This window comes from Streptococcus parasanguinis, assembly GCF_047465465.1.
GTDB lineage: Bacteria > Bacillota > Bacilli > Lactobacillales > Streptococcaceae > Streptococcus > Streptococcus parasanguinis_AI.
In genome coordinates, this window is record NZ_JASGZU010000001.1 from 292,026 (window position 1) to 305,992 (window position 13,967).

The 13,967-nt window shown below is 38.6% G+C and carries 10 protein-coding genes; all 10 read left to right on the top strand.

Annotation, left to right across the window (positions count from 1 at the left end; translation table 11 throughout):
• Positions 1–15: 15 nt before the first annotated feature.
• A complete protein-coding gene (locus QM351_RS01470) occupies positions 16–945 on the top strand; it encodes a glycosyltransferase family 2 protein (RefSeq protein WP_414326238.1) in 930 nt (309 codons plus the stop codon).
• Positions 942–2,843, top strand: coding sequence for a hypothetical protein (locus tag QM351_RS01475; protein ID WP_195189740.1), 1,902 nt, complete (start codon positions 942–944; stop codon positions 2,841–2,843). The genes QM351_RS01470 and QM351_RS01475 overlap by 4 nt, the downstream gene beginning before the upstream one ends.
• A 65-nt stretch (positions 2,844–2,908) precedes the next feature.
• Positions 2,909–3,760, top strand: a complete 852-nt coding sequence (gene rfbD / locus QM351_RS01480; RefSeq protein WP_070586074.1) for a dTDP-4-dehydrorhamnose reductase — start codon at positions 2,909–2,911, stop codon at positions 3,758–3,760.
• A 107-nt stretch (positions 3,761–3,867) separates the two neighbouring features.
• On the top strand, positions 3,868–5,016 hold the full coding sequence (gene cps2T / locus QM351_RS01485; RefSeq protein WP_414326241.1) for a beta 1-4 rhamnosyltransferase Cps2T: 1,149 nt from the start codon (positions 3,868–3,870) through the stop codon (positions 5,014–5,016).
• A complete protein-coding gene (locus QM351_RS01490; RefSeq protein ID WP_214259798.1) occupies positions 5,013–5,954 on the top strand; it encodes a glycosyltransferase family 2 protein in 942 nt (313 codons plus the stop codon). Before cps2T ends, QM351_RS01490 begins: the two co-directional genes overlap by 4 nt.
• Positions 5,954–6,760 (top strand): ABC transporter permease, encoded by an 807-nt coding sequence (locus QM351_RS01495; RefSeq protein ID WP_003003247.1) that lies wholly within the window; start codon positions 5,954–5,956, stop codon positions 6,758–6,760. Before QM351_RS01490 ends, QM351_RS01495 begins: the two co-directional genes overlap by 1 nt.
• A complete protein-coding gene (locus tag QM351_RS01500) occupies positions 6,760–7,962 on the top strand; it encodes an ABC transporter ATP-binding protein (RefSeq protein ID WP_031574186.1) in 1,203 nt (400 codons plus the stop codon). The genes QM351_RS01495 and QM351_RS01500 overlap by 1 nt, the downstream gene beginning before the upstream one ends.
• Positions 7,963–7,979: 17 nt before the next feature.
• The gene (locus QM351_RS01505) at positions 7,980–9,638 is read left to right on the top strand and encodes a glycosyltransferase family 4 protein (protein WP_155125104.1); all 1,659 of its coding nucleotides are present in this window, start codon (positions 7,980–7,982) and stop codon (positions 9,636–9,638) included.
• A 1-nt stretch (position 9,639) separates the two neighbouring features.
• Positions 9,640–11,388, top strand: a complete 1,749-nt coding sequence (locus QM351_RS01510) for a rhamnan synthesis F family protein (RefSeq protein WP_414326243.1) — start codon at positions 9,640–9,642, stop codon at positions 11,386–11,388.
• Positions 11,388–13,913 (top strand): LTA synthase family protein, encoded by a 2,526-nt coding sequence (locus QM351_RS01515; protein WP_414326245.1) that lies wholly within the window; start codon positions 11,388–11,390, stop codon positions 13,911–13,913. The genes QM351_RS01510 and QM351_RS01515 overlap by 1 nt, the downstream gene beginning before the upstream one ends.
• Positions 13,914–13,967 lie beyond the last annotated feature (54 nt).

The following is a 13,967-nucleotide window of genomic DNA, read 5'->3' on the forward strand; positions in this document are numbered from 1 at the left end:
GTCAAGGAGTAAGAGATGACACTATCAGTTGTAGTCCCATGTTTTAACGAAGAAGAATCAATTCCATTGTTTTATAGAGAAATGGAACGTGTTCGGATGAAGATGGGAGAAAAGTTTGAATATATTTTTATAAATGATGGCTCTTCAGATGGTACGCTATCCGTTCTTCGAAAGCTACATGTTACAGATTCAAATGTGCACTACCTTTCTTTTTCTCGAAATTTCGGAAAAGAGGCAGCACTGTATGCTGGACTTGAGCGTGCTAGTGGTGAATACGTGACCGTCATGGATGTGGACCTACAGGATCCTCCGGAATTATTGATTGAAATGAAGCAGAAGTTGGAGGAACAGCCAGATTTAGACTGTGTTGGAACCCGACGTGTAACTAGGGACGGGGAACCTCCTATTCGCTCTTTCTTTGCGCGGATGTTTTATAAATTGATCAATCATATCAGCCAAGTGGAAATGGTCGATGGAGCGCGTGATTTCCGTTTGATGCGTCGCCCAATGGTCGATGCTATTATGGAGTTATCGGAGTACAATCGTTTTTCAAAAGGGATTTTTGCTTGGGTAGGATTTGAGACAGAATACCTCGAATATAAAAATGTAGAGCGCGTGGCAGGAGAGACGTCTTGGAATTTTTGGTCTCTCTTCAAATACTCGATTGAAGGGATCGTTAACTTCTCAGATGCCCCACTAAATATTGCCTTTATTGGTGGACTGTTATCTTGGATTTTGGCCTTTATCATGATGTTTTTGATTGTAATCCGAACCTTGGTCTTTGGGGATCCTACTTCAGGTTGGCCATCCCTCATGACAGTGATTCTTTTCCTAGGAGGGTTCCAATTACTAACCATCGGCATTTTAGGTAAATATATCGGTAAGATCTTCATGGAAACCAAGAAACGTCCAATCTATGTCATCAAAGAGAAAAGTGAAGAATGAAGAATATCCTAAGTATGAGTCTTGCTGCTAAGCAAAGGATAGATAGATTTTACGAGGGAATGGATCGGCTCCTCGATAAGATCAATCAGTTGGATATGGTAAAAGGGATCCGCAGTTATATTGACCGGCTTATAGATGTTTTCAACCAAATCAGCAATAAGTTGGTCTTTCTATTACTAACTTCCTATGCGCTCATTTTTACATTTGTATCTTTCAATCTGATCAATTTTCAAAGTCGCTCATATGACTATGTCTTCCATTTATCCCGCATTGTCGGCTTAGCAGAGTCCATTGAGCATTGGGATTTACTCCCCAATCTGAATTTTTTATTTGCATTCGGTACGGGATATGCTTCTCCTATGTTTTATGGAAATTGGCAGTTTTATCCGTCAGCCATCGTTTATATGATGACCAACGATGGAAATCTTGCTTATTCTATATTTGCATTTTTGATCACTCTTGGTACAAGCCTAACAAGTTATATTGTTGTTTCAAAAATAGTAAAAAATAAGCTGACTGGTATAGTAGTGGCCTTGACCATTCCTTGTTATTACACCTTATTTGGTTTTGGAATGACCATGGTAGTGCCACTTGTCCCAATTCTTATTTATTCTATTTATCGTGTGCTCTACTTAAACAAAAAGAACCCTCTTTATTTGGGGATTGTAGTAGCGCTTTTAATTCAAACCCATATTTTATCAACGATCATATTAGCAATTTTTTCTGCGGTATTTTTATGTTTAAATTATAAAAGGATCACACTTGAAAAGATTATCTCTTTTGTATTTTCTATCTTGTTTGCCTTATGTTTGTCGGCAGGATACATTTTTCAATATCTGGAACAGGTTTCATCACAAAAATTTTTCTTCACATGGACAGCGAGAAATTTTCCTGTCAATGTGAAAGATACTTTTTTGGTTCCTTTTCCATTTCAAGCAGATCGATATGGTTTTTATAAACCTTTCACACCATTAGAGTGGCCGATCCATCAATTCGTACGAGATGGCCTATTCTATGCGAGTATGATGGTGATCTTATTTTATCGCCGTCTAGGGAGTTTAAGTAAAACCATATTTTGGACTTGTTGGATCTTATATTTTTCTGCAACGAGTCTTCTGCCTTGGAATTCCGTATTGAAATACACTTTTTTAGGGAGTATGCAGTATTCAGGGCGCCTATTGTTTTTCATTCCCCTCTTGTTCCTATTCTTTCTTGCTGTTACAAATAGAAATGGATTTTTCTCTATTGTCTTATGCCTCTTGACTTTATCTTTTTATTTCAATCATGTTGTCCCTCAATTTGATACATCTTCAAAAAACTATAAACAGATGCGGGATGATAATAAAAAGAATGAAAAATTACTTAAATCAGTATATAAAGGTGACAAATCCAAATATATTGATCCTGTAGGTGATGAATATTATAATCTTGATATCAATAACCAAGATATACGCTTACCACAATTTACAGAATTTCAAACAGCTAAGGATGTAAAAATATCAACTATTAAAAAGAGGTACAATCTTTTAGAATTTGATATAAAGGTTCCTGACGATAAAAAGGAAACTACTATCTCTATACCAATGATATGGTACAAAGGATATCGCGCAGAATATTCTAAGGGAGCAGAAGGTTCTCAACCTGTGTTGAAACAGCGTGCTTTTACCGAATCAGAATTAAAAGAAAATAAAAAAGATCGGAAACCAACTGTCTCAGAAAAAGTTTTAAATGATGGTAAAATTTATTTATCTATTCGAAATTCTGGCCATGTCAAAGTTTCTTATCACAAGACATTTATACAGTATCTTGGTTTCATAATAGAATGGATCTCTTGGATACTGGTATTCTTTATTTTTAAGCAGAAGTATTCAAAAAATAAGGAGCAATTCCCATCTTAAAAAGCAGAAAACTTCTGCTTTTTTTGCTATAATGATAGGGAAAAAGCATTTGAAAGGAATTTAACATGATTTTAATTACAGGAGCAAATGGGCAGCTTGGAACAGAACTTCGCCATTTGTTGGATGAACGAAATGAAGAATATGTGGCTGTTGATGTGGCTGAAATGGATATCACAAATGCAGAAAAAGTAGACGAGGTATTCGCAGAAGTGAAACCAACCCTAGTCTACCACTGTGCTGCCTACACAGCTGTTGATGCTGCTGAAGATGAAGGAAAAGAGTTGGACTATGCCATCAACGTGACTGGTACGGAAAATGTAGCAAAAGCGTCTGAAAAACACGGTGCAACTTTGGTTTATATCTCAACCGACTACGTTTTTGATGGGAAAAAACCAGTGGGACAAGAATGGGAAGTAGACGATCAACCAGATCCTCAAACAGAGTACGGTCGTACGAAACGTATGGGGGAAGAATTGGTTGAGAAGCATGTATCTAACTTCTATATCATCCGTACAGCTTGGGTATTTGGGAACTACGGTAAGAACTTTGTCTTCACCATGCAAAACCTTGCGAAGACTCACAAAACACTTACAGTCGTTAATGACCAACATGGTCGTCCAACCTGGACACGTACTCTTGCAGAGTTCATGACTTATTTGGCTGAAAACCGTAAGGAGTATGGTTATTACCACTTGTCAAATGATGCAGCAGAAGATACAACTTGGTATGACTTTGCAGTTGAGATCCTCAAAGATACGGATGTTGAAGTGAAGCCAGTGGATTCTAGCCAATTCCCAGCTAAGGCAAAACGCCCACTGAACTCAACGATGAGCTTGGCTAAGGCTAAGGCTACAGGATTCGTTATTCCAACTTGGAAAGATGCTTTGAAAGAATTTTACAAACAAGAAGTGAAATAAGAACAAATAGAAGCGGCCCTCAAGGGTCGCTTTTCTGTTTGGATTAGGCAAAAAGCCTAGAAAATGGTATAATTGAATAGACTGTGAATGATTTGAAAGGGAACTCTATGCAACATGTTTTTATTATCGGAAGTCGTGGGCTTCCGGCTCAATATGGCGGTTTTGAGACTTTTGTGGATCAATTGGTTTCGCATCAAGTGTCTCCAGATATTCAATACCATGTTGCCTGCCTTTCTAATGATCAAGCTTATCAACATTTTGACTACAAGGGTGTCGATTGTTTTACCATTAAAGCGCCTAAACTAGGGCCTGCGCGTGTCATCGCCTATGATATGATGGCCATAAACTATGCCTTGAAGGTCATTAAGAAACAAGGAATTGAACAGCCGATTTTTTACGTCTTGGGCAATACAATCGGAGCCTTTGTGGCCCCTTTTGCGCGCAAGATCCATAAGATAGGCGGACGATTTTATATCAACCCAGATGGACTGGAGTGGAAGCGGGCCAAGTGGGCCAAGCCGATCCAAGCCTATCTTAAGTATTCTGAAAAGATCATGACGCGCCACGCTGACCTGGTGATTTCTGACAACCCGGGTATTGAGTCCTATATCAAGGAAGCCTATCCTTGGTCCAAGACGACCTATATTGCCTACGGAACGGACTTGTCTCCAACCAGCCTAAGCAGTCAGGATAATAAGGTCCGAGAATTCTATCAGAAATGGCAGACACAGGAGAAGAACTATTATTTGATCTTGGGCCGCTTTGTCCCAGAAAATAATTATGAGACCGCCATTCGTGAATTTATGGCCTCTTCCACCAAACGGGATTTGGTGATCATTTGTAACCAGGAAGGTAATCCTTATTTTGAGGAGCTCCAAGTTCGAACTGGATTTGATCAGGATCCTCGTGTTAAGTTTGTAGGAACGGTCTATGATCAAGATCTCTTGAAGTATATCCGTAAAGAAGCCTTTGCCTATATCCATGGTCATGAAGTGGGCGGAACCAATCCGGGTCTCCTAGAGGCTCTCGCTCAGACGGATCTGAATTTAGTTTTAGGAGTCTCCTTTAACCAAACGGTCGCTAAGGATTCGGCTCAATATTGGACTAAAGAAACTGGGAATTTAGCGCATTTGATTGACCAGGTAGATCCTTTAGAAGATGTATCTGAATGGGGTCAACGTGCCAAGGCCAATATGAAACAAAACTTTACCTGGGAAAAAATTGTAGGTGAGTACGAGGAATTATTCTTATCATGAAAGTAAATATCTTGTTGTCCACCTATAATGGTGAACAGTATCTAAAAGAGCAGGTCAAAAGTATCCAAGACCAGACTTATCAAGACTGGCAACTCTTGATCCGAGATGATGGTTCGACAGATGGTACGGTGGAGATCATTCAAGAGTTGATGGCCCAGGATAAGCGCATTCGCTTTATCAATCAAGGAGCTATCGAAAATCTCGGTGTTATCAAGAGCTTCCATGCGCTTTTGAAATATGAAAAAGCTGATCTTTATTGTTTCAGTGATCAAGATGATGTCTGGTTACCAGATAAGATTGCACTTCAGGTAGCAGAAGCCGAGAAGCACCCTCAAGAAGTGCCTTTGCTGGTCTACACAGATTTAAAAGTGGTCGATGAAAACTTGAATGTGCAGCATGAGAGTATGATTCGCACCCAGTCTGATCATGCCAATACAGAATTGATTCAAGAGTTGACGGAAAATACGGTAACTGGTGGAGTGGCCGTGATTAACCACGCGCTGGCTGACTTATGGACGGGTCAAGAAAAACATGCGCTTCTCATGCATGATTGGTATTTGGCCTTGTTGGCAACTTCCTTTGGAAAGCTCATCTATATCGATCAGCCAACAGAATTGTACCGTCAGCACAGTAGCAACGTTCTGGGGGCTCGTACCCTTAGAAAACGGGTCAAAAACTGGGTTCGCCCTCATGTTCTTTTTGCTAAATATTGGAATCTCATTGAGTCCAGTCAAGAACAAGCAAAAAATCTATTGGATCTACCTGTCAGTCTCCAAAATAAAGAAATCATTGAAAACTTTGTCACCATTATGGATGTTCCACTAAAAGAACGTTTGAGACGGATTCGTCAGTACGGTTACCGGAAGAACCGGGCTTTTCACACCTTTGTGTTTACCAGCCTAATTCTGACAAAGTTTGCATATCGAGGTAAAAAATAATGTTTGACGTTTTTAGTCAGAAAAATCGAATTTTATTAAGAGAATTAATCAAAACAGACTTTAAATTACGTTACCAAGGATCAGCAATCGGTTATCTTTGGTCGATTTTAAAGCCCCTGATGACTTTTACGATCATGTATATTGTCTTCATCCGATTCTTACGCTTGGGTGGAGATGTGCCCCATTTCCCAGTTGCCCTCTTGTTGGCCAATGTAATCTGGGGCTTCTTCTCAGAAGCCACATCTATGGGGATGGTGTCGATCGTTAGTCGAGGCGACCTATTGCGGAAGTTGAACTTCTCCAAACATATCATTGTCTTGTCTGCGATTTCAGGAGCAGCCATCAACTTTGTTATTAACCTTGTAGTGGTCTTGATTTTTTCATTCTTTAATGGAGTGACATTTTCTTGGACAGCTTTGATGGTCATTCCGTTGTTCTTTGAGTTGTTCTTGATGGCGACAGGATGCGCCTTGATCTTAGCGACATTTTTTGTTCGTTTCCGCGATCTTGGACAAGTCTGGGAAGTACTCTTGCAAGCAGGCTTGTATGCGACGCCAATTATCTATCCGATTACCTTTATTGCAGACCGCAATCCATGGGCTGCTAAGTTGGTCATGATGAATCCTTTGGCTCAAATTATTCAAGACATGCGTTATTTCTTGATTGATAAGGCCAACACCCCTGTCTGGCTTTTGGTGGAAAATAAGTTCTTGGTTTTGATTCCTTATGTTTTACCAATTCTTATTTTTGTCGCTGGCTTTGCTTACTTTAACAAACATGCTAAGAAATTTGCGGAGATTCTCTAATGACAGATAAACAAATTGCAGTAAAAGTAGACCATGTCAGCAAGTACTTTAAGTTGCCAACAGAGGCGACCAATAGTCTTCGAACTGCCCTGGTCAATCGCTTCAAAGGAATCAAAGGCTATAAAGAACAACATGTGCTTAAGGATATTTCTTTTGAAGTAGAAAAAGGAGACTTTTTCGGGATCCTCGGAAGAAATGGTTCTGGAAAATCGACTCTCTTGAAAATTATTTCTGAAATCTATGTGCCAGAAAAAGGCACCGTCACCATCGATGGGAAACTGGTGTCCTTTATTGAGCTTGGAGTGGGCTTTAACCCAGAACTGACAGGTCGAGAAAATGTCTATATGAATGGAGCTATGCTGGGTTTCTCGACAGCTGAAATTGATGCCATGTATGATGATATCGTAGACTTTGCTGAGTTGCATGAATTCATGAACCAAAAGCTTAAGAACTACTCATCAGGCATGCAGGTTCGTCTAGCCTTTTCGGTTGCCATTAAGGCCCAAGGCGATATCTTGATTTTGGACGAGGTCCTTGCAGTAGGAGATGAGGCCTTCCAGCGCAAGTGTAACGATTACTTCCAAGAACGCAAGAAATCAGGGAAAACCACGATTCTCGTTACCCATGATATGGGAGCCGTCAAGAAATATTGTAACAAGGCTGTTTTGATTGAAAATGGATTGGTGAAGGCCATTGGTGATCCTTTTGACGTTTCTGATCAATATAGTTTTGACAACTTGGAATCGAATTCACATCATCATGGAGATGAAGATGAGGGCTTGGTCACAACGGAAGTTGAAGATTTTACAGCTAGATTGCTTTCTCCTAAGAAAGTAACTCCTGATGATGAGGTGGTGATTGAGTTTTCATTTAATCTATTAGATGAGTCTGTTAATCCTCATATAGCCTTTTCATTTGTTGATATTTCTACTGGGAATGGACTGTATAACGATAATTCCATGGATGTTCCATTATCTGGTGTCGGACCTAAAAAAATCACTTATAAATGTAAGTTGCCGTACTTTAATCATGTGAAGTTAAGACTAGTAGCATTTTTAAGAGATGAAAATCAAGAAAACTTAGCAATATTGTCAACAACGAACCCTCCAGTCTTTTCAATAGATCGGGTAGTCGATCGAACAAATCGTTCGGAGTTGGATTCTTCGACTGGTTTGTTGATCCGTCAAGGCAAGTGGGAATAATTTCTTTGGTGTAGGCTATGAAAATTTTATTTGTATCTCCTGTTGGAGCCATGTTTAGTGGAGCAGAAGTATCAATCGTGAACCTAATGAAATTGTTGGTTCAGCAAGGTCACGAAGTTTATAATGTGATACCGGATAATGCCCCACACATTGATAAAGACTATCTCCGTCATATGGATACAACTGGAATTAAATTATTTCAGTTAAAAAACAATCAGTGGTGGTGGCCTGAATCTAAGACGCTGAACATTTCAGAGTTAGAAATCCAAACTTCTCAACAAAAGAATATTGAGGAAGTAAGAGAAATTATCCGGAATGAACAGATCGAATTGGTCATTTCGAATACAGTCAATGTTTTTCAGGGGGCCATTGCAGCTGCATGTGAACAGGTCAGACATTTTTATATTATTCATGAATTTCCTTTTGGCGAGTTCGGTTATTATAAGGACCTGATTCCCTTAATTGATGATTTGTCTGATAAAATTTTTGTAGTAGAAGGGGAATTGTACCACACTCTAACGAATTATTTTACGACTGACAAATTGATTCCGTTTATTCCCTATACAGAAGTTCAAGAACGTCCTCTTAAGAATTCTACTATTTCTCGTTTTGTATCCATCGGTGGGATTAACGAACGAAAAAATCAGCTTGAGTTGCTTGCAGCCTATAATCACTTAAATCGGAAGGAGATCGAACTGGTCTTCATCGGAGGATGGGATGAGCAGTACAAAAAGTTGATGGATGACTATATTCAAACGCATCATCTAGATCGTGTGACTTTTGTTGGTTTTCACTCGGATCCATGGTCCTTGGTGACAGATAAAGATATCCTCGTCTTGCCTGCTAAATTAGAAACATTTTCTTTAGTATTTGTGGAATCAGTCCTCAATGGAGTTCCGGCAATCATTTCCGATAATTTAGGTCATTTGTCTTCCAGTAAATTTTTAGAATCTGGGAATTTATATCCACTAGGAGATAGAGATCTACTAAGTCAACAAATGGCTACAGTGATTGAGAATTTTGATAGCTATAAAGAAAAACAATTACTGGATCAAGAACTCGCTCGAAAGAAATATAATCTCGAGTCCATCTATGCTGTTTTTAAAGATAACATTGAAGTAGAAACGCCAATTGGTAACCAAAAGCTTTCCTCTAAGTATGCTCGATTTTTGGGCATGAAATTCAATAATCGTGATCTCGAAGTAATTGGTAAATCTCAGGTGGTGATTTCAGCTTCACACGATGGACTTCACTCAGCCTACCATGAAATATCAAAAGAGAGGATGGAAAATAAGGGCTCTATTATCTTCCAGCTTGAAAAGGAAAAGAGTCTAAAAATATTACTTTCAGAATTTCCGGGATCCTATAAAAAATTGTCATTGATTGCATTGGAGGATCAAAGAGAAATTCCTCTTGTAACTTCAAACGGAATTGATTTCGAGGATGTTTTGGTTTTCTTTAATACCCATCCACATATTCTTTTTGATCTTTCGAATAGTTCAGGTAATCAATTTCAATTCTCCTATGAAAAAGAAAGTGACGAAGAATTTAGCAGACACCTATTCAACTTACATGAGAATTATAAAAAGTTATCTCATGAATACAATTCCATCATCCATTCTCGCCGTTGGACCATTCCAACAAAGATCTTGAAATTCTTTAGAATAAGGAAATAATATGCAACGTTTACTTTTATATGTTCACTACAATAAGTTTAATTTTATTAGTGGGCATGTACTTTACCAATTAGAAAAGATTCGTCCCTTGTACTCACGAGTGGTCTTTATCTCCAATAGTAAGCTACCAGAAGATGTGAAGTCTAATTTAGTAGCACAGCATCTGGTGGACGATATTCTAGAGCGCCAAAATAGTGGCTTTGACTTTGCGGCTTGGCGGGATGGAATGAAGACAGTCGGCTTTGACCAACTGGCTCATTTTGATTCGGTTACCCTCATGAATGATACCTGCTTTGGACCTCTTTGGGATCTAGAACCAATCTATCAGCGGTTTGAAAATGATACTGAAGTGGATTTCTGGGGAATGACCAATTACCGGAAAGACAAGGATTTTAACGAGCATATTCAGAGTTATTATCTTAGTTTTAAAAAACAGGTGCTGACATCTAGTGCCTTCCATGAATTTTGGCAAGGTGTTCAGGACTTCACCAATGTTCAAGATGTGATTGATAACTATGAAACCAAGGTCACAACGAATTTCTTGGATGCAGGTTTTCACTATAAGACGGTCTTTGATACCATTCATGAAGACACCACAGGGATGCTCTATCCGGACTTTTCTTACTACAATCCTACAGCGATTCTCAATCATAAGGTTCCTTTCATCAAAGTCAAAACCATTGCAAACAATGAAGGAATTATGCCTTATATTTTCGACGAGTTGGAGCGTGTATCGAACTACCCATTAGACTTGATTCTCAACCACATGTCTATGATTGATCGTCCGGACTATCCTTATCTCTTGTCTCGTAAGTACTTGAAAAATCAGGAATTAGCTGGAGACTTCGGTAAAAAAGTTGCGGTTCATCTTCATGTCTTTTATGTGGACCTCTTGGAAGAATTTTTAGATGCTTTCCAAGCCTTTCATTTCGCTTATGACTTATGGATCACGACAGATGTAGAAGAGAAGAAGCAGGATATTGAACAAATTCTTTCTAATCGGGCACAAGATGCGACGGTTGTGGTGACTGGAAACATTGGACGAGATGTGTTACCAATGCTGCTCTTAAAAGAGCAACTCTCAAAATACGATTATGTTGGTCATTTCCATACTAAGAAATCCAAAGAAGCAGATTTTTGGGCAGGTGAATCTTGGCGGAAAGAATTGATCGAGATGCTAGTTAACCCGGCTGATCAAATCCTGGCCAATATGGAGGCCAATCCAAAAGTCGGAATCACTATAGCAGATATTCCAACCTTCTTCCGTTACAATCGCATAGTGGTTGCTTGGAATGAGGCTCTTATTTCACCAGAGATGAACAAGCTCTGGCAACGGATGGGAGCGACCAAGACGATTGACTTCAAAAATCTCAATACCTTTGTCATGAGTTATGGGACCTTTGTTTGGTTTAAATATGATGCTTTGAAACCACTCTTTGATTTGAATTTGACAGCAGCAGATGTCCCGGCTGAACCTCTTCCTCAAAATTCGATCCTTCATGCGATCGAGCGTTTGTTGGTCTATATTGCTTGGGATCAAAAGTATGACTTTAGAATCTCTCAAAACCCACATGTTCTGACACCATTTATCGATAATAAGCAGTTGAACAATCGTGAGGATCTCCAACCGCATACCTTTGTGGACTTTAATCAAATAGGAGGGATTAAAGGGGCCTTGAAGTATATTGTGATTGGACCAGCAAGAGCTGTGAAATATATACTAAAAAGAATGATAAAGAAAGTGAAATAATGAAACGGAAAAAAGAGTTTAATGTTAAAGAATTTATCCTCTCAGCATTATCGAAAGTCTCAAGAACTCAGTGGTATTATGGGGTTACTTTCGTTCTATTTTCTTTTTTTAATTTTTACCTAGCTCAGAACAATCTTGCAGTACATAACAAAGCAACGGGGACTGTCCTACAATATGTCAATTTTTTAGGAATTCTATTTGGAATTAGTTTCCTATTGTTAATTCCAATATTATCCCAGTTCAATTTTAAAAAATGGTTTCCTTTAAAGCTGATTGTCAGTTATTTGGTCTACAATACCCTTTCTTATTTGACAGAAATCACGATTTATTTGAATAATCCAAAATACAAGGTTTGGAATTTTGATCAGAATCCATTCTTTAGAACGGACTCCTTCCTTGTCATTTTCCTTCTGTTTGCTTCTACAGGTGGTTTGGTTCTATTACGACAGCATTATGATAAGCTGCCAAGTCGGAAAAAAGGAGGAGAAGAGATAGGCGAGAACTACCAGTATTTGGTCTTGTCACAACTCTTGATCACCTTCATCGTAACAGACAAAAATTTTTCGACCCTGATTTACAGGACAGATAATTTTTTGTATAAGGCCTTTGAAATTGGCAAATACTCAGCTCAACAATTCTGGTTGACAAATGAGTTTTTATATTTTCTATTTCCTTTGATTTCCTTGCTTGGATTTTTATACACAAAAGGGCAGCGAGATTTCGTCAAGAACAAACCGAGTTTCTCTTTAGTGTTCTTCTCTAGTACCACCATCGCAATTGTATTGAATTATTTTATCCAATTCAGTTTAGGTCGAACAGAACCCTTCTTAGGCGTTCATTACACGATTCCAGATGCCATCTTATTTCAAATTCTCATTCTGACAGCGATACTTATCTTTGTTTACATTTGTATCAATCAATATTGGATTGCTACCTGTCTCATTTCCATTGTTTCCATTGCTTTTGTAGTTGCAAATTCCATCAAGTTTGGCATGAGGAATGAACCAGTTTTACCGAGTGATTTAACTTGGTTAACCAAGCCAATGACGCTTTTGAGCTTTATGGACAAAGCGCAAATATTTTACATCTTTTTATTGGTGGTCTTTCTGGTTTGTCTACTGATTGTCGGGAAAAAGTACCTCTTTAAAGGAAGAATTATTTCTTCATGGAAAATACAAATCGGAGCTATTGCAGTGATGCTCTTATGCTTTAAGAGTGTCAATGGGATATTCAGTGATAAAGAAAACGGGAAGATCAAGGATAATGTACCAATTATTAGCACCCTGAACAATTACCAAGATATTAATTGGCTAGGGAATACGACCAATGCTCGTTACAAAGGATTGTCTTATGTTTGGATGAATCAATTGACGACGGAGGTTGTTCCAAAACCGGATGGTTATTCCAAAGAACGTCTTGAGAAAATAGCCCAAAAATATACCAACTTGTCGAATGCGATCAATAAGGAGAGAAGTAACTACTTAAACGATCAAACGGTCATTTATATTCTGAGTGAAAGTTTTTCTGATCCTAGAAAAGTCGAGGGAGTTGAGCTTACGCAAAATCCGATTCCCAATATTGAGAACATCATGAAGACCCACACGAGTGGGCAAATGCAATCGGATGGATATGGTGGCGGAACTGCAAATATGGAGTTCCAGACTCTTACAGGTTTACCATTCTATAATTTATCACAAACTGTATCTGTCTTGTATACGGAAGTTCTTCCTAAGATCCATGATGTGCCGTCTATCAGTAATGCATACTCAAAAAAGAATAAGATTGCTGTTCACTTGGCAGGTAAATCGAATTATTCACGGGATATCGTTTATTCCCGCTTGGATTTCAAAGATTTTATTACGACCGATACAAAAGGAATCAAATATAGAAAAGAAGGGATTAGTCCGAGTGACGAATCCACCTATAATATTGTTTTAGACAACTTAAATGATAAAACCGGACAATTCTTTTCAGTGATGACCATGCAAAACCACACCCCGTGGTTAGAAGCCAATCCAGAAACTCTGGATGCAAAAGGTAAAGGATTTAGTGACGAAGAAAATTCAAAACTGACTTTCTATAGTCGTTTGCTTGCTCAAACAGACACCGCTACCCAATCCTTCCTGGAAAGTCTTTCTAAAATAGATAAGAAGATTACGGTGGTATTCTATGGAGATCACTTGCCGGGGCTCTATCCGGAGTCAGCCTTTAAGAACAACCCAGAAGGTCAGTACCAGACAGACTATTTCATTTGGAGTAATTTTGATGCACCGAAGTTAAATTATCCTTTGGTTAATTCAAGCGATTTCTCTGCTATGGTCTTTGAACAGACTAATTCAAAAGTTTCACCTTATTATGCTTTGTTGACTGAAGTTTTGAAAAAAGCAAGTGTCGATAAAAAGGCCCTAGAAGGAGAAGCACAAGAAATTGCAGAGGATTTGAAAATGGTTGAATACGACTTGATTAGTGGGAAAGGTTACCTTTCTAAAGACTTCTTTAAAGTTCCAACTAATAAATCCAATTAAAAGGAGAGCAAGCAGTTAAAAATCTTTGTGATTTTGGCTGTCTGGCTCCCTTTT

Excerpts from the sequence above, each read along its gene's own strand:
- QM351_RS01510 (WP_414326243.1), top strand. The coding sequence starts at position 9,640 with ATGCAACGTTTACTTTTATATGTTCACTACAATAAGTTTAATTTTATT.
- QM351_RS01470 (WP_414326238.1), top strand. The coding sequence starts at position 16 with ATGACACTATCAGTTGTAGTCCCATGTTTTAACGAAGAAGAATCAATT.
- rfbD (WP_070586074.1), top strand. The coding sequence starts at position 2,909 with ATGATTTTAATTACAGGAGCAAATGGGCAGCTTGGAACAGAACTTCGC.
- QM351_RS01505 (WP_155125104.1), top strand. The coding sequence starts at position 7,980 with ATGAAAATTTTATTTGTATCTCCTGTTGGAGCCATGTTTAGTGGAGCA.
- QM351_RS01475 (WP_195189740.1), top strand. The coding sequence starts at position 942 with ATGAAGAATATCCTAAGTATGAGTCTTGCTGCTAAGCAAAGGATAGAT.
- QM351_RS01515 (WP_414326245.1), top strand. The coding sequence starts at position 11,388 with ATGAAACGGAAAAAAGAGTTTAATGTTAAAGAATTTATCCTCTCAGCA.
- QM351_RS01490 (WP_214259798.1), top strand. The coding sequence starts at position 5,013 with ATGAAAGTAAATATCTTGTTGTCCACCTATAATGGTGAACAGTATCTA.
- QM351_RS01495 (WP_003003247.1), top strand. The coding sequence starts at position 5,954 with ATGTTTGACGTTTTTAGTCAGAAAAATCGAATTTTATTAAGAGAATTA.
- cps2T (WP_414326241.1), top strand. The coding sequence starts at position 3,868 with ATGCAACATGTTTTTATTATCGGAAGTCGTGGGCTTCCGGCTCAATAT.
- QM351_RS01500 (WP_031574186.1), top strand. The coding sequence starts at position 6,760 with ATGACAGATAAACAAATTGCAGTAAAAGTAGACCATGTCAGCAAGTAC.